This is a genomic window from Streptomyces sp. NPDC012835 (assembly GCF_042900885.1).
GTDB lineage: Bacteria > Actinomycetota > Actinomycetes > Streptomycetales > Streptomycetaceae > Streptomyces.
This window is the reverse complement of sequence record NZ_JBIBBW010000001.1, coordinates 1,665,221-1,686,826: the sequence shown is the minus strand read 5'-3', so window position 1 is coordinate 1,686,826 and position 21,606 is coordinate 1,665,221. Positions and strand designations below refer to the sequence as shown.

Annotated in this window: 19 protein-coding genes and 2 riboswitches; of the genes, 8 read left to right on the top strand and 11 right to left on the bottom strand. The window is 71.0% G+C overall.

The window, feature by feature from the left end; translation table 11 throughout:
- Positions 1 to 134 precede the first annotated feature (134 nt).
- Genes ACFY6S_RS06890 through ACFY6S_RS06875 form a run of 4 tightly spaced genes read left to right on the top strand, consistent with a single transcriptional unit; the run spans position 135 to position 4,626 of the window.
- Positions 135 to 2,678, top strand: a complete 2,544-nt coding sequence (locus ACFY6S_RS06890; protein ID WP_388823639.1) for an ATP-binding protein — start codon at positions 135 to 137, stop codon at positions 2,676 to 2,678.
- A gap of 25 nt (positions 2,679 to 2,703) precedes the next feature.
- Positions 2,704 to 3,393 (top strand): response regulator, encoded by a 690-nt coding sequence (locus tag ACFY6S_RS06885; RefSeq protein ID WP_388823637.1) that lies wholly within the window; start codon positions 2,704 to 2,706, stop codon positions 3,391 to 3,393.
- A 51-nt stretch (positions 3,394 to 3,444) separates the two neighbouring features.
- Positions 3,445 to 3,831: an OB-fold nucleic acid binding domain-containing protein gene (locus ACFY6S_RS06880; RefSeq protein ID WP_388823635.1), complete on the top strand. Its 387-nt coding sequence runs from the start codon at positions 3,445 to 3,447 to the stop codon at positions 3,829 to 3,831.
- Between the two features lie 3 nt (positions 3,832 to 3,834).
- Positions 3,835 to 4,626, top strand: a complete 792-nt coding sequence (locus ACFY6S_RS06875; RefSeq protein WP_388823633.1) for a DUF3159 domain-containing protein — start codon at positions 3,835 to 3,837, stop codon at positions 4,624 to 4,626.
- Positions 4,627 to 4,733: 107 nt separating this feature from the next.
- Here the strand turns inward: ACFY6S_RS06875 and ACFY6S_RS06870 are convergent, their stop codons facing one another.
- Both ACFY6S_RS06870 and ACFY6S_RS06865 read right to left on the bottom strand, forming a co-directional pair.
- Positions 4,734 to 5,411 carry a potassium channel family protein gene (locus tag ACFY6S_RS06870; RefSeq protein ID WP_388823631.1) on the bottom strand — a complete coding sequence of 226 codons (678 nt, stop codon included), beginning with the start codon at positions 5,409 to 5,411 and terminating at the stop codon, positions 4,734 to 4,736.
- Complete coding sequence (locus ACFY6S_RS06865; protein ID WP_388823629.1) at positions 5,411 to 6,079, bottom strand: potassium channel family protein; 669 nt, start codon at positions 6,077 to 6,079, stop codon at positions 5,411 to 5,413. Before ACFY6S_RS06865 ends, ACFY6S_RS06870 begins: the two co-directional genes overlap by 1 nt.
- Before the next feature lie 227 nt (positions 6,080 to 6,306).
- On the opposite strand from ACFY6S_RS06865, the gene ACFY6S_RS06860 reads away from it, so the two are divergent.
- Together ACFY6S_RS06860 and ACFY6S_RS06855 are read left to right on the top strand one after the other, a co-directional pair.
- Complete coding sequence (locus ACFY6S_RS06860) at positions 6,307 to 8,358, top strand: APC family permease (RefSeq protein ID WP_388823628.1); 2,052 nt, start codon at positions 6,307 to 6,309, stop codon at positions 8,356 to 8,358.
- Between the two features lie 82 nt (positions 8,359 to 8,440).
- Positions 8,441 to 9,769 carry a class I SAM-dependent RNA methyltransferase gene (locus ACFY6S_RS06855; protein WP_388823626.1) on the top strand — a complete coding sequence of 443 codons (1,329 nt, stop codon included), beginning with the start codon at positions 8,441 to 8,443 and terminating at the stop codon, positions 9,767 to 9,769.
- A gap of 557 nt (positions 9,770 to 10,326) precedes the next feature.
- Here ACFY6S_RS06855 and ACFY6S_RS06850 read toward each other — a convergent pair.
- The 9 genes from ACFY6S_RS06850 to ACFY6S_RS06810 form a co-directional block, all read right to left on the bottom strand.
- Positions 10,327 to 10,986 carry a contact-dependent growth inhibition system immunity protein gene (locus tag ACFY6S_RS06850; protein WP_388823624.1) on the bottom strand — a complete coding sequence of 220 codons (660 nt, stop codon included), beginning with the start codon at positions 10,984 to 10,986 and terminating at the stop codon, positions 10,327 to 10,329.
- Positions 10,987 to 10,999: 13 nt separating this feature from the next.
- Positions 11,000 to 11,296 (bottom strand): RNase A-like domain-containing protein, encoded by a 297-nt coding sequence (locus ACFY6S_RS06845; protein ID WP_388823894.1) that lies wholly within the window; start codon positions 11,294 to 11,296, stop codon positions 11,000 to 11,002.
- Positions 11,297 to 11,357: 61 nt separating this feature from the next.
- A complete protein-coding gene (locus ACFY6S_RS06840) occupies positions 11,358 to 11,918 on the bottom strand; it encodes a hypothetical protein (protein WP_388823622.1) in 561 nt (186 codons plus the stop codon).
- A 26-nt stretch (positions 11,919 to 11,944) separates the two neighbouring features.
- Positions 11,945 to 12,388 carry an RNase A-like domain-containing protein gene (locus tag ACFY6S_RS06835; RefSeq protein ID WP_388823620.1) on the bottom strand — a complete coding sequence of 148 codons (444 nt, stop codon included), beginning with the start codon at positions 12,386 to 12,388 and terminating at the stop codon, positions 11,945 to 11,947.
- Positions 12,389 to 12,460: 72 nt separating this feature from the next.
- The gene (locus ACFY6S_RS06830; protein WP_388823618.1) at positions 12,461 to 12,988 is read right to left on the bottom strand and encodes a hypothetical protein; all 528 of its coding nucleotides are present in this window, start codon (positions 12,986 to 12,988) and stop codon (positions 12,461 to 12,463) included.
- A 175-nt stretch (positions 12,989 to 13,163) separates the two neighbouring features.
- On the bottom strand, positions 13,164 to 13,955 hold the full coding sequence (locus tag ACFY6S_RS06825; protein ID WP_388823616.1) for a MerR family transcriptional regulator: 792 nt from the start codon (positions 13,953 to 13,955) through the stop codon (positions 13,164 to 13,166).
- Positions 13,956 to 13,970: 15 nt separating this feature from the next.
- The gene (locus ACFY6S_RS06820) at positions 13,971 to 14,732 is read right to left on the bottom strand and encodes an ABC transporter permease (RefSeq protein ID WP_388823614.1); all 762 of its coding nucleotides are present in this window, start codon (positions 14,730 to 14,732) and stop codon (positions 13,971 to 13,973) included.
- A complete protein-coding gene (locus tag ACFY6S_RS06815) occupies positions 14,729 to 15,538 on the bottom strand; it encodes an ABC transporter ATP-binding protein (RefSeq protein WP_388823892.1) in 810 nt (269 codons plus the stop codon). Before ACFY6S_RS06815 ends, ACFY6S_RS06820 begins: the two co-directional genes overlap by 4 nt.
- A gap of 387 nt (positions 15,539 to 15,925) precedes the next feature.
- On the bottom strand, positions 15,926 to 17,344 hold the full coding sequence (locus ACFY6S_RS06810) for a hypothetical protein (protein WP_388823612.1): 1,419 nt from the start codon (positions 17,342 to 17,344) through the stop codon (positions 15,926 to 15,928).
- Positions 17,345 to 17,469: 125 nt separating this feature from the next.
- Positions 17,470 to 17,545, bottom strand: a riboswitch (cobalamin riboswitch).
- A 139-nt stretch (positions 17,546 to 17,684) separates the two neighbouring features.
- Positions 17,685 to 17,754, top strand: a riboswitch (cobalamin riboswitch).
- Between the two features lie 137 nt (positions 17,755 to 17,891).
- On the opposite strand from ACFY6S_RS06810, the gene ACFY6S_RS06805 reads away from it, so the two are divergent.
- Both ACFY6S_RS06805 and ACFY6S_RS06800 read left to right on the top strand, forming a co-directional pair.
- Entirely contained in the window at positions 17,892 to 20,657 is a 2,766-nt protein-coding gene (locus ACFY6S_RS06805; protein ID WP_388823890.1) for a prenyltransferase/squalene oxidase repeat-containing protein, read from the top strand.
- On the top strand, positions 20,654 to 21,604 hold the full coding sequence (locus ACFY6S_RS06800; protein ID WP_388823610.1) for a hypothetical protein: 951 nt from the start codon (positions 20,654 to 20,656) through the stop codon (positions 21,602 to 21,604). Before ACFY6S_RS06805 ends, ACFY6S_RS06800 begins: the two co-directional genes overlap by 4 nt.
- Positions 21,605 to 21,606 lie beyond the last annotated feature (2 nt).

Genomic DNA, 21,606 nt, shown 5'->3' with positions numbered 1-21,606 from the left:
GCGCACCGCCCATCAGAATCGCGTCAAGAACGACTCGGAAGTCCGCCGTCGTCCCATTTGTCGCCTGTTTCGGCTGTAGTTTCAGGACAGCCGGCGCGTCGGGCGCGGTGGCTCAGCTGGAAGACAATGGGGCCATGGGACGCGGCAGACTTCGGATCTACCTGGGCGCGGCACCGGGCGTCGGCAAGACGTACGCGATGCTCTCCGAGGCACAGCGCCGCGTGGAGCGCGGCACCGACTGCGTGGTCGGTTTCGTCGAGCACCACGACCGGGCGCGTACGGAAACGATGCTGCACGGCCTCGAACAGGTCGCCCGCCGCGAGCTGGACCACCGGGGCGCGCGGCTCACGGAGATGGACGTCGACGCGGTGCTGGAGCGGCGGCCCGCCGTCGTCCTGGTCGACGAGCTGGCCCACACCAACGCGCCGGGCTCCCGCAACGCCAAACGCTGGCAGGACGTCGAGGAACTGCTCAGGGCGGGCATCGAGGTCGTGTCGACCGTCAACATCCAGCACCTGGAATCACTCGGCGATGTCGTCGAGTCCATAACCGGGGTACGCCAGCGCGAGACCGTCCCCGACGAGATGGTCCGGCGGGCCGACCAGATCGAGCTGGTCGACATGTCGCCCCAGGCGCTGCGCCGCCGGATGGCACACGGCAACGTCTACAAGCCCGACAAGGTCGACGCCGCCCTCTCGCACTACTTCCGCCCCGGCAACCTGACCGCGCTGCGCGAGCTGGCGCTGCTCTGGGTCGCCGACCGGGTGGACGAGTACCTCCAGCAGTACCGCGGCGAGCACAACATCCGCACCACCTGGCAGGCCCGCGAACGCATCGTCGTCGGCCTCACCGGCGGCCCCGAGGGGCGTACCCTCATCCGCCGCGCCGCCAGAATGGCGGCCAAAGGCTCCGGCAGCGAGATCCTCGCCGTCTACATAGCCAGGAGCGACGGCCTGACCGCCGCCTCGCCCAAGGAGATAGCCGTCCAGCGCAAGCTGGTCGAGGACCTGGGCGGCACCTTCCACCACGTCATCGGCGACGACATCCCCTCCGCGCTGCTCGCCTTCGCCCGCGGCGTCAACGCCACCCAGATCGTGCTGGGCTCCAGCCGCCGCAAGACCTGGCAGTACGTCTTCGGCCCCGGTGTCGGGACCACCGTCGCCCGTGAGTCGGGGCCGGACCTGGACGTCCACATCGTCACCCACGAGGAGGCCGCCAAGGGCCGGGGGCTGCCGGTGGCGCGCGGAGCCCGGCTGGGGCGCTCCCGGATCGTCTCGGGGTGGCTGGCCGGGGTCGTGGCCCCCGTACTGCTCTCGCTGCTGCTGGCGGAGCTGGGCAACACCCTGGGGCTCGCCAACGACGTCCTGCTCTTCCTCTTCCTGACCGTGCTCGCCGCCCTGCTCGGCGGGTTGCGGCCCGCGCTCGCCTCCGCCGCCGTCGGCTCGCTGCTGCTCAACTTCTACTTCACCCCGCCCACCCACACCCTGACCGTCCAGGACCCCAAGAACCTCGTCGCCATCGTCATCTTCTTCGCGGTGGCCGTCTCCGTGGCGTCCGTGGTGGACCTCGCGGCCCGCCGTACCCACCAGGCGTCCCGGCTGCGCGCCGAATCCGAGATCCTCTCCTTCCTCGCGGGCAGCGTGCTGCGCGGGGAGACCGCGCTCGACGCGCTGCTGGAGCGGGTCAGGGAGACCTTCTCCATGGAGTCCGTGGCGCTGCTGGAGCGTGAGAGCGACGTCGAGCCGTGGACCTGCGCGGGCAGCGTCGGACCGCAGCCCGTCGACCGCCCCGAGGCCGCCGATGTCGACATGCCGGTCGGCGACCACATGGCGCTGGCGCTCTCCGGCCGGGTCCTGCCCGCCGAGGACCGCCGGGTGCTGGCCGCCTTCGCCACCCAGGCCGCCGTCGTACTCGACCGCCAGCGGCTGGTCGGCGAGGCGGAGCAGGCCAGGGCGCTCGCCGAGGGCAACCGCATCCGTACCGCGCTGCTCGCCGCCGTCAGCCACGATCTGCGGACGCCGCTGGCCGGGATCAAGGCCGCCGTCACCTCGCTGCGCTCCGACGACGTCGACTGGTCCGAGGAGGACCGGGCGGAGCTGCTGGAGGGCATCGAACACGGCTCCGACCGCCTGGACCACCTGGTGGGCAATCTGCTGGACATGTCCCGGCTCCAGACCGGCACCGTCACCCCGCTGATGCGCGAGATCGACCTCGACGAGGTGGTGCCGATGGCGCTCGGCGGCGTACCGGAGAACAGCGTGGAGCTGGACATCCCGGAGTCGCTGCCCATGGTGGCCGTCGATCCGGGCCTGCTGGAGCGCGCCGTCGCCAACATCGTGGAGAACGCCGTCAAGTACAGCCCCGACGGCCGGCCCGTCACCGTCGCCGCGAGCGCCCTCGGCGCCCGGGTGGAGGTACGGGTCGTGGACCGCGGCCCCGGCGTCCCCGACGAGGCCAAGGACCGCATCTTCGAGCCCTTCCAGCGCCACGGCGACGCGCCGCGCGGGGCCGGCGTCGGCCTCGGACTCGCGGTCGCCCGGGGCTTCGTGGACGCCATGGGCGGCACGCTCGCGGCCGAGGACACCCCCGGCGGCGGTCTGACCATGGTCCTCAACCTCGGAGCCGCGTCCGGACGCGCGCCCGCACGTACCGAATCACCCGCCCGGCTCAGCACATGACCGGGGCAGCAGAAAGGCGGACCCTATGACCCGGGTGCTCGTGGTCGACGACGAGCCGCAGATCGTACGCGCCCTCGTGATCAACCTGCGCGCGCGCAAGTACGAGGTGGAGGCGGCCTCCGACGGCGCGAGCGCGCTGGAACTGGCCGCCGCGCGCCACCCCGACGTCGTCGTGCTCGACCTCGGCCTGCCGGACATGGACGGCGTCGAGGTGATCAAGGGGCTGCGCGGCTGGACGAGGGTGCCGATCCTGGTGCTCTCCGCGCGCCACACCTCGGACGAGAAGGTCGAGGCGCTCGACGCCGGGGCCGACGACTACGTCACCAAGCCCTTCGGCATGGACGAACTGCTGGCCCGGCTGCGCGCCGCCGTCCGGCGGGCCGAGCCGGTGGGCGGGGACGGCGACGAGACGGCCGCGGTCGTCGAGACCGGCGGGTTCACCGTCGACCTCGCCGCCAAGAAGGTGCACCGGGGCGGCCGGGACGTACGGCTCACCCCGACCGAGTGGCATCTGCTGGAGGTGCTCGTACGCAACACCGGCCGGCTGGTCAGCCAGAAACAGCTCCTCCAGGAGGTCTGGGGGCCCTCCTACGGCACCGAGACGAACTATCTGCGGGTCTACATGGCCCAGCTCAGACGCAAGCTGGAGGCGGATCCCTCGCACCCCAGGCACTTCGTCACGGAACCCGGTATGGGGTACCGCTTCGAGCGTTGATACGACCGTCGCGGCGACCGCCCGCCCCCGCGTCCCGGTACGCTCTTGCGTATGAGTGCTGACAAGCCGACCGGCCGCTTCCGCCGGATGCTCGACCGGCTGTCCAGCTCCCAGGAGGATCTGGAGTCGGAGGAGCTGAGGGAGGACGCGCAGGCGTCCGGTTGCACCCGGATCTCCGAGTGCGACGACCGCCAGATAGTACGGGTGACCGGTACGTTGCGGACGGTCACCCTCCGTCCCAGAGCCGGTGTGCCCGCGCTGGAGGCGGAGCTGTTCGACGGCACCGCGCCCCTGGACGTGGTGTGGCTGGGCCGGCGCTCCATCGTGGGCATAGAGCCGGGCCGCAGACTGATCGCCTCCGGCCGGATCTCCCTGAGCCACGGCCGGCGGGTGCTGTTCAACCCCAAATACGAACTCCGACCGCTCGGACAGGAGTAGCCGGTGACGTCACCCGACGACCCCACCGCCCCGCCCGTTTCCCCAGACCCCCGTCCCGCGAACGCGGCCGACCCGGACGGCGAAGCGAAAGCCGTCACCGAGGCGGCGCTCTTCGAGGCGTTCGGCGGAGTGCGCGGCATGGTGGAGACAGTCCTCCCCGGCCTGCTCTTCGTCACGATCTACACGATCAACAAGGACCTGCACACCTCGGCGATCGCGGCCCTGGCCGTCTCGCTGCTGCTGGTGGCGGTCCGGCTGGTCCGCCGCGACACCGTCAAGCACGCCTTCAGCGGGGTCTTCGGCGTCGCCTTCGGTGTCGTCTTCGCGATGATGACCGGCAACGCCAAGGACTTCTACCTCCCCGGCATGCTCTACACCCTGGGGCTGGCGCTCGCCTACATCATCACCACGCTGGCGGGCGTGCCGCTGATAGGGCTCATCCTCGGCCCGGTCTTCAAGGAGAACCTCTCCTGGCGCACCCGTAACCCCGGCCGCAAGAAGGCGTACGCCAAGGCCAGTTGGGCCTGGGGGCTGATCCTGCTCGCCAAGTGCGCGATCCTCTTCCCGCTCTACTGGTGGGCCGACACCGCGCAGCTCGGCTGGGTGCTGATCGCGCTGAAGATCCCGCCCTTCCTGCTGTCCGTCTATCTCACCTGGGTCTTCCTCGCGAAGGCGCCGCCGCCGATCGACGTCTTCGCCGAGATGGAGGCGGAGGAGCAGGCCGAGAAGGAGCGCAAGGCGGCCGCCGCCGCGACGGCCGGGGACAGGCCGCCCGCCGCCCGGCACCGCAGGTAGCGGCCGGCCGCACGCACACGTACCACCGCGCACACGACATCGCCGTACGGGGCTCGTACCCGTACGGCGATGTCATGCGCGCGTGTGTGCGTCGCCCTGCCGGCCCGTCAGCCCTTCGGGTCCTCGTGACGTACCGACAGCAGGTCCTCCAGCTGCTCCTCGCGCGCCTGCGCCGCCACGAACAGCAGCTCGTCGCCCGCCTCCAGGGTCTCCTCCGGGTTCGGTGTCAGGACGCGCGTACCGCGGATGATGGTGACCAGGGACGTGTCCTCGGGCCAGACGACCTCACCGACCTGAGTGCCGGCCACCGCCGACTCCGGCGGAAGCGTCAGCTCCACCAGGTTCGCGTCCCCGTGGCTGAAGCGCAGCAGCCGGACGAGATCGCCGACGCTCACCGCCTCCTCCACCAGCGCCGACATCAGCCGAGGCGTGGAGACCGCCACGTCGACGCCCCACGCCTCGTTGAACAGCCACTCGTTCTTGGGGTTGTTGACCCGGGCGACCACCCGCGGCACGCCGTACTCCGTCTTGGCGAGCAGCGAGACGACCAGATTGACCTTGTCGTCGCCGGTCGCGGCGATCACGACGTTGCAGCGCTGGAGCGCCGCCTCGTCCAGCGAGGTGATCTCGCAGGCATCGGCCAGCAGCCACTCCGCGAGCGGTACCCGCTCGACGGAGATGGCGGTCGGCGCCTTGTCGATGAGCAGGATCTCGTGCCCGTTCTCCAGCAGCTCACCCGCGATGGAACGGCCCACCGCACCGGCTCCGGCAATCGCGACGCGCATCAGTTCACGCCTCCGTCCGGGCCCTCGGCGAACGCCGCCTCGACCTTCTCGATGTCATCGGTACGCATCATCACGTGGACGAGGTCGCCCTCCTGGAGGACCGTCTGGGACGTCGGCAGCATCGCCTCTCCCAGCCGGGTGAGGAACGCGACCCGGACGCCCGTCTCCTCCTGAAGCGTGCTGATCTTGTGGCCGATCCAGCTCTCCGAGGTGTGCACCTCGGCGAGCTGCACGCCCCCGCTGGGGTCGCGCCACAGCGGCTCGGCGCCGGACGGCAGCAGCCGGCGCATCATCTGGTCGGCGGTCCAGCGGACCGTGGCCACGGTCGGGATGCCGAGACGCTGATAGACCTCGGCGCGCTTCGGGTCGTAGATCCGGGCGGCGACGTTCTCTATGCCGAACATCTCGCGGGCCACCCGGGCCGCGATGATGTTGGAGTTGTCGCCGCTGCTCACCGCGGCGAAGGCGCCGGCGTCCTCGATCCCCGCCTCGCGCAGGGTGTCCTGGTCGAAACCGACCCCGCTGACGCGACGGCCGCCGAAGCCCGAACCGAGCCGCCGGAACGCGGTGGGGTCCTGGTCGATGACGGCGACGGTGTGTCCCTGCTGCTCCAGGTTCTGCGCGAGCGCGGCGCCGACCCGGCCGCAGCCCATGATCACGATGTGCACGTCGCCCTACCCCGCAGTCCTGGTCGCCTCGATGACCTGCGAAAACACCCTGTTCACTCTTCTTTCTCGACCTGCCGCGTATCCGATGGGGCGCCACGCTCCGCGGCCCCCGACGACGAGCTTATGCGTCGGCGGTCGCGATGCCGTCATCCCCGTGGCCCGGCGGCGCGCATCGGGCGGGGGTGGTGGCCGCACGGGCGACAGTTCGAACGCATACGATCCCTTCCGTGTCCAAACTGACCGACGTGCCCAAACGCATCCTGATCGGGCGGGCGCTGCGTAGCGACAGGCTCGGGGAGACCCTCCTCCCCAAACGCATCGCGCTGCCCGTCTTCGCCTCCGACCCGCTGTCCTCGGTGGCGTACGCCCCCGGAGAAGTCCTCCTGGTGCTCTCCATCGCGGGAGCGTCCGCGTACCACTTCAGCCCGTGGATCGCGGTGGCCGTCGTCGTCCTGATGTTCACGGTCGTCGCCTCGTACCGGCAGAACGTGCACGCCTACCCCAGCGGCGGTGGCGACTACGAGGTCGCCACCACCAACCTCGGCCCCCGCGCCGGGCTCACCGTCGCCAGCGCGCTGCTGGTCGACTACGTCCTGACCGTCGCCGTGTCGATCTCCTCCGGCGTGGAGAACCTCGGCTCCGCGGTCCCGTTCGTCGTCGAACACAAGGTCGTCGTCGCCATCGCGATGATCGTGCTGCTCACGCTGATGAACCTGCGCGGGGTACGGGAGTCGGGCAAGCTCTTCGCCATCCCCACGTACATCTTCGTCGGCGGCGTCTTCATCATGATCGTCTGGGGCGCCTTCCGCGGGCTCGTGCTGGGCGAGACCATGCACGCCCCGACGGCGGACTACCAGATCAAGCCCGAGCACCAGGGGCTGGCCGGGTTCGCGCTGATCTTCCTGCTGCTGCGGGCGTTCTCCTCCGGCTGCGCCGCGCTGACCGGCGTCGAGGCGATCAGCAACGGGGTGCCCGCCTTCCGCAAGCCCAAGAGCAGGAACGCGGCGACGACGCTCGCGCTGATGGGCGCTCTCGCCGTCACGATGTTCTGCGGCATCATCGGGCTGGCCATGGCCACGGACGTCAAGATGGCGGAGAACCCGGGCACGGATCTGGTGCACAACGGCGTCCCGGTCGGCTCGGCCTATGTGCAGAACCCGGTCATCTCGCAGGTCGCCGCGGCCGTCTTCGGCAGCGGGACGTTCTTCTTCGTACTTCTCGCCGCCGCCACCGCGCTCGTGCTCTTCCTGGCCGCGAACACCGCGTACAACGGCTTCCCGCTGCTCGGCTCGATCCTCGCCCAGGACCGCTATCTGCCGCGCCAGCTGCACACCCGAGGGGACCGGCTCGCCTTCTCCAACGGCATCGTCCTGCTGGCCGGTGCCGCGGCCCTGCTGGTCGGGGTGTACGGAGCGGACTCCACGCGGCTGATCCAGCTCTACATCGTCGGTGTCTTCGTCTCCTTCACCCTCAGCCAGACCGGCATGGTGCGGCACTGGAACCGCCATCTGCGCACCGAACGCGATGCCGCCAAGCGCCGCCACATGGTGCGCTCGCGGGCGATCAACACCTTCGGCGCCTTCTTCACCGGGCTGGTGCTGATCGTCGTCCTCGCCACCAAGTTCACCCACGGCGCCTGGGTCGCGCTGCTCGGCATGGTGATCTTCTACGGCACGATGACCGCGATCCGCCGGCACTACGACCGGGTCGCCGCCGAGATCGCCGCGGCCGAGGCCCCCTCCGACGACACCGTCCGGCCGTCGCGGGTGCACTCCATCGTCCTCGTCTCCAAGGTCCACAAGCCCACGCTGCGGGCGCTCGGCTACGCGAAGCTGATGCGTTCGGACACCCTGGAGGCGCTCTCCATCAATGTCGACGCGGCGGAGACCAAGGCGCTCAGGGAGGAGTGGGAGCGGCGCGGTATCAATGTGCCGCTGAAGATCCTCGACTCCCCGTACCGCGAGATCACCCGGCCGGTGATCGAGTACGTACGGGGGCTGCGCAGCGAGAATCCGCGCGACGCGATCAGCGTGTACATCCCGGAGTACGTCGTCGGCCGCTGGTACGAGCATCTGCTGCACAACCAGAGCGCCCTGCGGCTGAAGGGCAGACTGCTGTTCACGCCGGGGGTGATGGTGACCTCGGTGCCGTACCAGCTGGAGTCCTCCGAGCGGGCCAGGACGCGCCTGAAGAAGCGCGCGGTGTACAACGCGCCGGGGTCGGTACGGCGCGGCCCCGTGGACGCGCGGCAGCCGGGCGGGACGCGTCCCAAGGAGTGAGTGGCGGGCGGCGGGGCGACACGCACGTAGACTCGTGGGCTGTCGTCCCGCCGTACCCCCTTGATCTTGGAGCCACCCCCTCATGTCAACAGAACCGCAGGCTTCGCTGATCGGGGAGGAGTACGAGGTCGAGGTGGGCCCCGTCGCACACGGCGGCCACTGCATCGCCCGTACCGAGGAGGGGCGCGTGCTGTTCGTACGGCACGCGCTGCCCGGCGAGAGGATCGTCGCCCGGGTGACGGAGGGCGAGGAGGGCGCGCGCTATCTCCGTGCCGACGCCGTGAAGATCCTCGACGCCTCCAAGGACCGCGTCGAGGCCCCCTGCCGCTTCGCGGGCCCCGGCCGGTGCGGCGGCTGCGACTGGCAGCACGCCAAGCCGGGCGCGCAGCGCCGCCTCAAGGGCGAGGTCATCGCCGAGCAGCTCCAGCGGCTCGCCGGCCTCACCCCGGAGGAGGCCGGCTGGGACGGTACGGTCATGCCCGCCCCCGGCGACAAGCTGCCCCAGGGCGAGGTGCCGGCCTGGCGCTCACGCGTGCAGTACGCGGTCGACGAGAACGGACGCGCGGGCCTGCGCAAGCACCGCTCGCACGAGGTCGAGCCGGTCGACCACTGCATGATCGCCGCGCCGGGCGTCAGCGAGCTGGGCGTCGAGCGGCGCGAGTGGCCGCAGATCGCCACGGTCGAGGCCATCGCGGCGTCGGGCTCCGGCGACCGCCAGGTGGTCCTCACCCCGCGCGAGGGCGGCCGGCTCCCGCTCGTCGAACTCGACAGGCCCGTCTCCGTCCTGCGGGTCGAGGAACACGACGGGGGAGTGCACCGCGTCCACGGCCGCGCCTTCGTCCGCGAGCGCGCCGACGGCCGTACGTACCGCGTCGGCATGGGCGGCTTCTGGCAGGTCCACCCGCAGGCCCCCCAGCTGCTGGTCGAAGCGGTGATGCAGGGGCTGATGCCGAGGAAGGGCGACATGGCGCTCGACCTGTACTGCGGGGTCGGCCTGTTCGCCGGCGCGATCGCGGAGCGCGTCGGCGAGAGCGGCGCGGTGCTCGGCATCGAGTCCGGCAAGCGCGCGGTCGAGGACGCCCGGCACAACCTCCAGTCGCTGCCCCGGGTCCGTATCGAACAGGGCAAGGTCGACCAGGTCCTGCCCCGCACCCGCATCACCGAGACCGACCTGATCGTCCTGGACCCGCCCCGCGCGGGCGCCGGCAAGCAGACCGTGAAACACCTCGCGAGCCTGGGCGCCCGCCGCATCGCCTACGTGGCCTGCGACCCGGCGGCGCTCGCGCGGGACTTGGCCTACTTCCGGGAGGGTGGCTACAAGCCGCGGACGCTGAGGGCGTTCGACTTGTTCCCGATGACCCATCATGTTGAGTGCGTCGCGATTCTGGAGCCTGCTGCAAAGGGGCTCTGACCTGCAGTCTTACCGGGGTTCTCAGGCATGGCGAGATGCGCTCGGCATGTTTTCCACCGGACACGACGTGGAGCGCACGGCCGTCCAGACACACTGCTCTGACCTGCGGTTTCACCCAAGAGCGCAGAGGTAAGCAGTCTGCGGGGGCCTTCGTTGGGAATGGTGCACGACGGGCTCGACGCTCATCTGACGCTCATTCTTATGGTGTGTCAGGTGAGCCTCGAACCCAGCGCAGTACGGGTCGTCGCGTCATTATGGAGGCGAGGTTTCTTGGCTGCCGCGAGCCATCTGGGCGCCCGGGCGGCCAGATGGGTGCAGCCGTCCTGGCCCCGGTCGGTGCGGTCAGGGCGCTGAGATACATCCGCCTTCGGACTGCGGATCGCCTGCGTCTCCTCCGGGTTGCGCTGTTGAGGCCCTGGCGATGTCCTCAAAGGACTGCGGTCACCGGCCAGTCGGACCTTCAGGTGGGGTCCCGCGAGGGCTCGACCCTGCGATGCTGTCCACCTTCGTGACTTCTTGCGGCTGTGGAGCGCCCGTCCCTCGACCGTCCAGCCGGATCAGACGTTGGACAGCATCGCCGCCAGCGACTGGAACCAGGCGCCGTGGGAGAACGGTTCCGGCGGGCCCACCTCCATGCCGAGTTCGGCGGCAGCCAGGGCATAGTCCCCCTCGTCCAGCGGGAGGGCGAGCAACTCGTGGAGTTCACCCACGAGGCGGGCGACCAACTGCGGGTTTGTGGTGTCGGCGTAGTCGGCGACCGCGGCGTCGTGGCCGAGGAACTCGTCGACGATGTCCTGCGAGAACCAGCCCCCCCCCAGCAGTTGCGCGGTCTCCGGGAAACGCGCGTGCCACTCCCAGTGCGTCTGCGGGGACGATGGCTCCGGGACGTCGCCCTCCTCGATGCTTCTCTTCAGGTGGTCAGCCAGCACTGTCAGCCAGTCGCCTATGTCCGACTGGGGCTTTCCGGTGTCCGGGATCGAGTAGAACTCACCCAGCTCCTGCCGAATGCGGCCCGGAGGATTACGGCTGTACTCACGCAGTTGTCGCTCCGCCTCCGCGACGGCCGCAGGGCGGGTATGCCAGGTGTGACGGAGATACGCGTCCAGGGCGCGACTGCGCCGCTCCGGGGTGTCGTCCGCCGACTGACCCAGATACGCGCGCATCACATGGTCCAGCTCGCCGTACCGCCGGTCGTGCTCGAGGGGCTTCATGGACATGTGCGTGCGACCCCTACAGGTAGAACGGGACGGTCGTGTGGACGACGAAGCCGAGCGGACTCGCAGGCTCGCGGCGCAGCACCACGCGCGCCGCGCGCACGTCGACGGGGCCGCGCCCGGCCAGCAGGTCGCCCTCCAGCTGGACTCGGCCCACGGGCTCCTCACGGGACGGCCAGGCTGCCCCGAGGGTGAGGCGGACCCGGGTGTTCTGAGCGAGCCAGCGGTGGACGGCCTGTTCATTGGCGGTCACCACCTGCTGGGTGGCCCACTGGGCGGTCTCCCGGTCGGGATAGGAGGCGGAACGGGTCAGCCCGGGGGCATCCTCTCAGATTGCCTCTTCAGGAGCCGAACTCCTACGGGTGGCAGGCGGTTCAGTAGTCGGCGAAGTTCCAGAACATGCCCACCTCGGTGTCCGAGACGACGATGAGGCCGTAGTCCTCCGAGTACACGCTCAGCGGGCTGTACGCCCAGCCCGACGATGTGAAGTCGAGCGTGCCGATCACGTGACCGGGCTTGTCGACGTTGGTGTGGAAACTGGCGGAGTCCCCGTAGCGCGTGAGGATCGTGCGCGCCATCGCCCGGAGCTCCGCCTCGCTTTCGGCGAAGCGACTCAGATTGGACAGGGTGCAGCCGTCGTCCGTAAGGGCGAGGAGCAGGTTTTCGGCACTGTCCCGATCGATCTCCTGGAGACGCCTCGCGATGTACTCCGGCGGGTGGGCGACGAAGGGATACGTGAGGGACGCCTCGCGCTCCGGGTTCTGAGCCGCGTCATCGAGACCGGTCCAGCCGCGGGGGTCCGGAGCCCGTGCCATCAGAGCAAGGACGTCGGGGACCCAATTCTCATGGCGACGCGGGCCCGTGGCGTCGTACGGGTACGCGTCCTCGTACAAGTGCCGTACCGCGGCTTCCCAGGACGTCTGGTCGACGGACATGTGGTGCTGGCCTTTCTCGGCTTTCGCTACGACTTGGAGGGCATCGACGTCATGACAGTGAACGGAGGGTTGCGGCTGCTGTCGTAGCGGATACGCGTGTCGACGCCGCTCACGTCGTACGCCTGGGCATTCAGACCGCCCTGCTTGTACCCGGACAGCGGGTCGTTGGGGTCCACCGGCTGCTTGCTCACGCTGCGGCCACTGGTCTCGCCGCTCGGCACCGTGTCGTAGAACGACTTGACGTCGCCGTCGGAGGCCGGCGGAGGCCCCTTGATCCATGCCTCGATGGCGGCCTTGTTCGTGTTGAGGTTGCGCTCGGTCAATTCTTCGGCGCGCTGGTAGTTCGGGAAGGCGGAGGAGCCGCTGGGCATCGGCTTGCCGTGGGGCCAGGCCGCTGTCGGGCCGCCTGCCTGCTGGTCGCGCAGGCGCTGCGCCAACTGCTCGTCCGTCTTGCCGACGTGCTTGTCCAAAGTATGGCCGTTCGCCATGTATTCGTTGGCGGCGAGGTTCAGGTCGTAGTTGCCGTTCGAATCGACCTTCAGTCAGACCTTCGAGTCCTTGAATTCCTCCAGGGCTCGGGTACCGAAGCCGTGTGAACGGGCGACGCCGGCCTCGAACTTGGGTGCGCTCCGGAATGCCTCGTCCAACGGCTCCCTCAGCGCCTCGATGCGGGTGGTGAGGCCCCCCAGGATGCCGGTGTACTTGTCGACGATCCCGTTCAACTTGCTCGTATCGATGTTCAGTACGGTCTTGACGTCGAACGAAAGGACCAGGCCCGCGCCCTTGCCGATCACGGAGGTTACGGTGCCAAGGATGCTCTTGGGGTCCTTGGGCTTCGCGAGATCTTCGATGATCTCCTTGGCGGCTTTCCACATGGCGCGATGGAGCTCGTCCGCGACATCGCGGTTGAGGTCGACGGCGGCCTCGGCGTACTCGCGCAGGATAGTGGCGATTTTGTCCGCAGGGTCCTCGAGCACGGCCAGAACCGGCGCACTGCCCGTGGGTACCCGTGGTGTGCCCGGACCTGAGTTGGCGGTCAGCCCCCACCGGTAGCCGTCCCGCTCCGCCACCCAAGCGACAGAACAGGGAGGGCTGGGCCAGTCAGTCACCGGGGCGCTCGGGCCAGTTGTGTCCGGGTAGCCGTCCCGTTCGTGCACCCGGAGCCGGTGGGGAGCGGGACCGACTGCCCCATCCGGCCGGCACGAGCCCTCCCGGGCAAGGTCACGTCAGGCCCCTGAGCCGCCTTCACGAGGGTGGCAGCCCGGTGTTGAGCCGGTCGGGGGGCACCCGCTCGACGCGGGTCCAGCCCCTCCAGCCCCGCTCCTCCAGGATCGCCACGAGTCGCCGGGCGCACGGAGCGGACTCGACCATGGTTGAGTCCAGCAGGTCGACGAACTGGTCGTCGAAGCCGTCGGCGGCCACCTCGCCGGCCTCCACCGCGCGCACCATCAGGCGCTCCACGATGTCGGCCACCTCGACGACCCTCGGATCGTCGACCGGCCAGTCGAGTGCCCCGCTGAGCAGGCTGTAGAGCTTCACCATGTCGGGGTCGTCCAGCTCCTCGTGCTTCTTGGCGATCACGGCGTCGACTCGATGCGGCACCCGGGCGGCGACCATGATCCAGGCGTCCCGCTCCATCTCGATGTACCCCTCCTCGACGCCGAGACCGCGCAGCCGGTCGAGGTAGTCCACGATGCTCTGCGGGAACGCGAGGTGTTCTCCGGCGGCCAGCCGGACGAGCCGTCCGCGGGTGCCCTGCAACCGCCGGATCTCAGCTCGCAGATCCTTGTCGATCTCCTGGACACCATCGGCGAACTCCTCCCGGGTGGCGTCGAGGAGTTCCTGCACCCGGGCCAGCGGCACGCCGGCGTCTGCCAGGGTGCGGATCCGGATCAGTCGCACGACCGCCCCGGCGTCGTAGGCCCGGTAACCGGACCGGTCGCGTTCGGGCTCCGGCAGCAGCCCTATCCGGTGGTAGTGGCGTACCGCCCGTACCGTCACCCCGGCGTACGCCGCGAGCTGGCTGATGGTGAGCATGGGTCCCAGACTGTCTCAGACGCGGTTACGGCGATAGGCGGCCATCGCGAAGAGGTACGCGACGACGAGGATGCCGACGCACCAGCCGAGGGCGAGCCAGATGTCGTCGCCGACCGGCCGCTGGGCGAACAGGTCGCGGATCGTGTTGACGATCGGCGTCACCGGCTGGTGCTCGGCGAACCAGCGCACGGGGCCCGGCATGGTCTGCGTGGGCACGAACGCCGAGCTGATGAACGGCAGGAAGATGAGCGGGTAGGCGAACGCGCCCGCGCCCTCGACCGAGGTCGCGGAGAGCCCGGGGATCACGGCGATCCAGGTCAGGGCCAGGGTGAACAGAAGCAGGATGCCGGCGACCGCCAGCCATGCCGACACCCCGGCCCCGGTGCGGAAGCCCATGAGCAGAGCGACGCCCAGGACGATCACGAGCGAGATCAGGTTGGCTGCCAGCGAGGTGAGGACATGTGCCCACAGCACACCCGACCGTGCGATCGGCATGGACTGGAACCGCTCGAAGATCCCGCACTTCAGGTCGGTGAAAAGCCGATAGGCGGTGTAGGAGATGCCCGACGCGATGGTGATGAGCAGGATGCCGGGCAGCATGTAGTTCACGTACGGAACCGCCCCCGTGTCGATCGCGCCGCCGAACACGTAGACGAACATGAGCATCATGGCGACCGGCGTGACGACGGTCGTGATGATGGTGTCCGTACTGCGCGTGACATGACGCAGGGTCCGCCCCGTGAGAACAGCGGTGTCGCCGAGGAAACGCATGGTCATCCTTGCCTCCGGTCGATTGTGCTGGTGGCGTCGCTCATGTCGTCGCCGCCGATGATCGCGAGGAAGATCTCCTCCAGGGTCGGCTGCTTCTCGACGTATTCGACCGTGGCCGGCGGGAAGAGCTGCCTGAGCTCGGCGAGGGTGCCGCTCACGAGGATCCGCCCCTGGTGGAGGATCGCGATCCGGTCGGCGAGCTGTTCGGCCTCGTCCAGGTACTGCGTGGTCAGCAGCACGGTCGTGCCGTGGTCCGCGAGCTCCTTGACGGCGTGCCACACCTCGATGCGCGCCTGGGGGTCGAGCCCGGCCGTCGGCTCGTCCAGGAAGATCACCGGCGGATTCCCGATGAGGCTCATCGCGATGTCCAGCCGGCGGCGCATCCCACCCGAATACGTGGACACCTTCCGCGTGCCGGCGTCGGTCAGCGTGAAGCGCCTCAGCAGGCCGTCCGCGATGGCGCCGGGGTCCTTGAGATGGCGCAGCCTGGCGACGAGCACGAGGTTCTCCCGACCGCTGAGGATCTCGTCCACGGCCGCGAACTGCCCGGTGAGGCTGATGGACTCGCGCACCTCAGCCGACTGCGTGGCGACGTCGTAGCCATGGACGCCGACCGTCCCCGCGTCGGCCTTCAGGAGCGTGGCGAGGACCCTCACGGTGGTGGTCTTGCCCGCCCCGTTGGACCCCAGCAGGGCGAAGATCTCGCCCCGCGCCACGTCGAAGTCCACTCCGCGCAGCACTTCGAGCGTCCCGTACGACTTCTCCAGACCCCGCACATGAATCGCCGGACCGGCGATCGAGTGGGCCACCATGGTCATCCGCCTCCTTCGTGGAGCTGTCCCGGCCGACTGCGAGAAGCTCCTGCCGGAAGGATGGAGGGTTGACCCGGCGTCAAGGTCAAGCCCGCTCCGGCCACCGCATCCGGATCGCCGGCCCCGGCACCGCGAACGTTCGCCGCCGTCCGGGGCGAGCCCCGGCCCGTGACCGGCCAGTGGACCTGTTCGAGGCGGGCGGTCAGCCCGGCCGCGCCGCCGCTCGGCGCGTGCACGGCGACATCGGGGCGCGCGGCTCCGAGTGCCGCCGTGTCCAGGGCTGAGGGCGGTGATCCGGAGGCAGGGGGACGGCACGCATGCCGCCACCCCATGCGCTCCGCCACCGGCTTCAGGCGCCCCGGCGCCCCGGCGATCGTGTCGCCGAGGTCAGGCGCCCCGGCGCACGGCGATCGTGTCGCCGACGCCCACGGTCGTCTCCCGGGTGGCGGTGGTGAAGGACGAGCCGTCGACGCTGACCTTCCAGCTGGCCGAGCCGCTGTTCGCGGTGCCGTTGAGGGAGGTGACGGCTCCCGCGCCCGCGGACGGGACCACGGACGTCACGCAGCCCGAAGGGGTGGCCGCGCCGGCGGCGGCGTCGAGGAGGGCGCCCAGTGAGGTGGTCGAGCCGGTCGGGGTCAGGGCGACGGAGCACACCTTGAGGGCGCCGGTGCCGTCGTCCACGGTCAGGGCCAGCTTCGTCGCCGTACCGGAGGTGAGGGTGGATTGGCCGACCCACCGCGGGGCGCCCGCGGTCACCGGGACGGGCGGGGCGGAGGTGAAACCGCCGCCCGCGACGGCCCGCAGGCCGTCGATCGACGCGTACGCCGACGGGCCGGTGTCGCCGGGCAGGTACTTGAAGCCGCCGCCGGGGTTGAACTGCTGGGCGATCAGGAAGTCGACCGGCGTCCTGCCCTGGGAGGTGAGGAAGTCACCGGTCTGCGGATTGATGCCGCAGGCGTTGAGGCCGGAGACGGCCCAGCCGTTGGAGTCGGTGTTGACGCCGAACATGGCGTTGAAGGCGCCGCTGCCCGCCACCAGCTTGCTCTTGAGGAACGTCTTGGCCCGCACGATGTCGGTGTCCGTGGCGGGCACGCCGGACACGCACAGGGCGGCCATCGCCGCGCCGGTCATGTCGATGTCGCTCGTCGCCGCGAGCTGGCCCGGGTTGCCTTCGGCCTTGCTGTGGTTCCAGCCGCCGTCGCTGTGCTGGTTGGCCCGCACGCGGGTGATCATCGCGTCGCGCAGCGCCTGCGGGACACGGATCCGACCGGCCTGGGTCCTGGCGCCGTTCAGGGCGAGCGCGGCGAAGACGGTGCCGTTGAAGTTGGCCGAAGGACCGAAGTAGCCGGTCTCGGAGGTCTGCCAGTAGCCGTAGATGTCGGCGATGAGGTTGCGGGAGGTGGAGACGCGGGCCGGGTCGACGCCGGCGGCGTAGGCGTTGAGGGTGGCGCGTTCGTAGTCGGTGACGACGGGGGAGGCGGACGGCCAGCCGCTGGTGGACAGCAGGTCGCGGTAGACCGTTCGCGCGTTCTTGCCCGTGTCGCCGCCGGGTGTGACGTCGACGGCGGCGGTTCCGGCGGCGGCGAACGCGCTGAACGCCCATTCGTTCGACAGCCCTGAGCCGGCGTACGAACCGTCGGCCGCCTGGAGGGAGGTGAGGTAGGTGACGCCGTTCGTCTTCGACGTGGCGATCTGCGCCGGGGTGGTGGTCGCCGCCGCCGGCAGGGTGGTCAGGGCGAACGCGCCGAGCGCGGCGGCCGCGCTCAGCGCGGGGCGGCGGAAGGACGAGGACACGGTACGGGGCATGGCCTGCTCCTGGGACGAGGGACGCCGGCCCGACCCGTGCCGGACCCTCGCGGATCGAGGGGAGCGGCGGGCACGGCCGCCGTCCGAGACGCGTGGACCGGCTTCCGAAAAGTGCTTCACCGCGTGGGCATTCGGGCTCGGTCCGGCATCCAGCCGCCCCACACCGCTGCGCGTCAGCCCCGGAATCCCACCGGGTTCCCCCACTCGGCAGTGCGGGATGGTACCCGACCGGTATCCCCGTCGCCAGAGGCGCTCCGGACGGCCCGTGGGCCGGCCCTTCCGCATCTTGACGCTCCCTGCGAACCGTGTTCAAATCCGTCTGATACGCAAGGAGTTCCAGGGGAAGCCGGTCGAAATCCGGCGCTGACCCGCAACCGTGGGCCCGGTACCACCGGGCGAGCCGGAATGCCTGGAGCGTTCAACAGCGACAGACGCCGTCGCGGACTACGGCGTGGTGCGACCAGCTTCCATGCGCGGACGGTTCTCCGCGTTTCGGGGGCCCTCAGCCACGTTTGCGCCCGTGCCGGTCAGGGACGAGGGGGCCGCGGTGGGGACCGGAAAGCGAAGGGGCGAGCGGACGGGGACCGGACCCGGACGTCGTACGGCACTCGCATCCGCGCTGCTCGTCCTGCTGGCAGCGTGCACGACGTTCCTCACGACAGTCCCCGCCGCGGCCGATCCGATCGGGGACTGCACCGCCACCAGGGGATCGGCCGTCGCCGTCGACTTCGGACCGTTCGGCGGGAAGGTCGAGCGCGGCTGCGACGCCACGCCGACCACCGGTTACGACCTGCTCCACGAGGGCGGTTTCACCACCGTCGGCACCGAGCACGACGGCCCGGCCTTCATCTGCCGCATCGGCTACGGCTCCTTCAACTCCGGTACGCGGTACCCCACTCCGGACAAGGAAGCCTGCGTCCTCACTCCGCCGGCCACCGGCTACTGGTCCTACTGGATCGCTTCCCCCGGCCAGGACGAGTGGACCTACAGCCAGTACGGCGCCATGGACCGCAAGCCCAAGGACGGCGATGTCGACGCCTGGGTGTACGGCGGCACGGATGTCGGCGGCGGCACGGGCAAGCCCGGCTTCAGCCCGGACGACGTGCGCGCCGGCGGTGGCACCACTCCCGACCCGGGCGGTACGCCCACCGGCCCGCCCGGCGAGGTCGACGTGACCGCCGCCGCGAAGTGGCTCACCGGCCGCCTGACCGACGGCGAGCGCGTCGTCGAGGACGGCGCCGACACTCCCGATTACCCGCTGACCACGGAGACGGCCTACGCACTCGCCGCGGCCGACGACCGGAGCGGCGCCCTCGACAAGGTCACCGCCTTCCTCGCGGCGCACAGCACCGCGTACGCCTACCCGGACGGTGCCGGACAGGCCCCCGACGCCACCGCGGTCGCCCGCCTGGCCCTCCTCGCCGAGATCACCGAGGCCGATCCGCACGCCGTCGGCGGGCACGACCTCGTGGGCGACCTGGCGGGGAACGTGTGCGCGGCGGGGCCCGAGTCGGGCGAGCCGACCCCCGGCTGCACGGCCGAGGGCGACTTCCGCAACGCGGGCCACACCGACGGGCAGGCCCTGGCCGTCCTCGCGCTGCTGCGGGCGGGCACGGCCCCTCCGGCCGCCGCGGTGGAGCGGCTCACCCAGGTGCAGTGCGCGGACGGCGGCGTCACCGGCATCCTCATCCGTCCGGGCGAGTTCTGCGACGGCGACCCCGCCACCACCGGCCTGGTCGCGCTGGTGCTCCAGAAGGCGGGCGGCCATGACGACGCCGTGGCGAAGGCGCGTACCCATCTGACCAGGGTCCAGCGCGACGACGGCTCCTTCCTCGGCTACACCGGCGCCACCACCGGCAGCGTCGCCGCGACCGCCCACGCCGTCCAGGCCCTGCGCGCCCTCGGCGACACCGCCCGCGCCGACGCGGGCGTCGCCTGGCTGTCGCGGCAGCAACTCGACGGCGGAGGCTTCGGATTCGAGGAGAACGCCACCGAGCCGTCCCTCTACCCGACGCCTCCGGCCGTCCTGGCCGGCGCCCGCACCAGCCTGGCCGTCCTGACCACGGAGCAGCCCGAGCCCACCGACCCGCCCACCACCACCCGGCCGCCCACCACTTCTCGGCCGCCGACCACCGGCCCCGGCACCCCGCCGGGTGACGGCCCCGATCTGAAGCGGGGCGTCGCCTACCTCACGAGCGCCGCCAACCTCCAGCGCGGCCAGTACCACACGGCCGGTCCCGGCACCTCCCGCGCCGACTTCGGCCTGACCGTCGACGGCGCCTACGCGCTGGCCGCGACCGGCCTGAACAACGCCGCGCTGCGCGGCATCGTCGACTTCCTGGACCGGGGCGGCAAGGACGGCGAGGGCCGCGCCGTGCACGCCTGGACCGGCGTCGGCACCCCGTACGCGGTCGGCGGGGCCATCGGCAAGACCGCGCTGCTCGCCGAGGTGGTGGGCCGCGATCCGCGTGACTTCGGCGGCGAGGACCTGATCGCGGCGCTGGAGAAAGCCGTGTGCGAGAAGCCGAGCACCGCCCCCGACCGCTCCTGCGCCGCCGAGGGCGCCTACACCTACGCCCCGTCCGTCTTCGCCCAGTCCCTGGCGGTCATGGCGCAGCTGCGGGCGGGCGAGGAGGCCGCGGCCCGGGGGCCGATCGCCTACCTGGCCGGCCTCCAGCACGACAGCGGCGCCTGGCCCAGCCTGATCCCGTCCACCGACGACTCCGACGTGGACTCCACCGCCATCGCCGCGATGGCCATGGACCTGGCGGGTGGTCATGACGAAGCGGTGGCCGAAGCCCTCGGCTGGATCGCCGCCCAGCAGCTCTCCGGCGGTGGCTTCCCCGGCGCCGCGGGCAACTCCGTCAACTCGGCCGCGCTCGCGGTCCAGGGCCTGTCGCTGGACGCGGGGAAGTACGCCGGGCGGATCGCGAAGGCCCGGAAGTTCCTGGCCTCGCAGCAGAACCCCGACGGTGGCTTCAATGTCGCCGAGGCCGGGCAGCGCGGCTCCGACCTGCGGGCCTCCACCCAGGCGGTGAGCGGCGCCACCGGCGTCTCCTTCGGCGCGCTGGAGCGCAGCCTGGCCGGCACCTCGCCGCAGCCCACCCCGAGCCCCGGCGGCACGACCCCCGACATCGTCACACCGGGAGCCACCGGCGGCGGGACGGCCGTGGGCGGCGGAGGAAGCGGGGCCATGGCCTCCACCGGTGTCCAGGCCGGAGCGCTCGCCGCCGTCGCCGCGCTGCTCGTCCTCGCTGGGTGGCGCACGAGCGTGGCCGCCCGCCGCCGCGCCGCCACCCAGGAGCAGCGATGACACGGCGGCCCGTCCCCGGCCCGGCGCTCCGGCTCACGGCAGCCCTCGGGCTGACGGCCGCCGTCCTCGGCGCGACCGTCACCCCGGCCGGCGCGGCCCCTCAGCCGATGGGCCGTTGCACCACCACCTCCGGGGTGGTGCTCGCCGTCGACCTGAGCCACTGGAGCGGCCCGGTCCTCCGCTCCTGCGGTACGACACCCGGCACCGGCTACGAACTGCTCAACCAGGGCGGCTGGCGCACCACCGGCACCGCACACGACGGGCCGGCCTTCATCTGCCGTATCGGCTACAGCGGTTACCAGGGCGGCAAGCAGTTCCCGACCCCGCGGGAGGACGACTGTGTCCTCACCCCACCGGCGTCCGCGTACTGGTCGTACTGGCACGCCGGCCCCGGGGACGACGACTGGGAGTACAGCACGCTCGGCGCCATGCTGTACAAGCCCGAGCCGGGCAGCGTCGACCTGTGGAAGTTCGGCGGTACGAACGTCGAGGGCACCGAGGGAAAGCCGACGGTCACCCCGGACCGGCTGCGCGCCCACAACACCCGCCCGCAGGGCGACGCGGGCACTCCCGCCGCCACCGACAAGGCGCCCGCACCGCCGCCCGGTGTCGATACGGGCCCCGCCCCCGAACAGCCGAGGACCACGCCAGCGAAGTCCGCGTCGACCCCACCGGGGAAGAAGGCCGAGCCGGCCGAGAGCGCCTCACCGTCCCCCTCCCCGTCACCGTCCCTGTCCCGGTCCCCGTCGGCGAGCGTCTCGGCCACCGGGACCTTGGACGCGGTCGCCGCGCCGAGCCCCTACGCGAAGGTCGTCGACGCCGCACCCACCGCCGACGCCGAGCACGACTCAGGCTCGATGGTCCCGGTGGCCACGGGGCTCGGGCTCGTCGCGCTCATCGCCGGGGCGGCGGTGTTCGCCGCTCGCCGACGACGCCGTGACGAGTGACC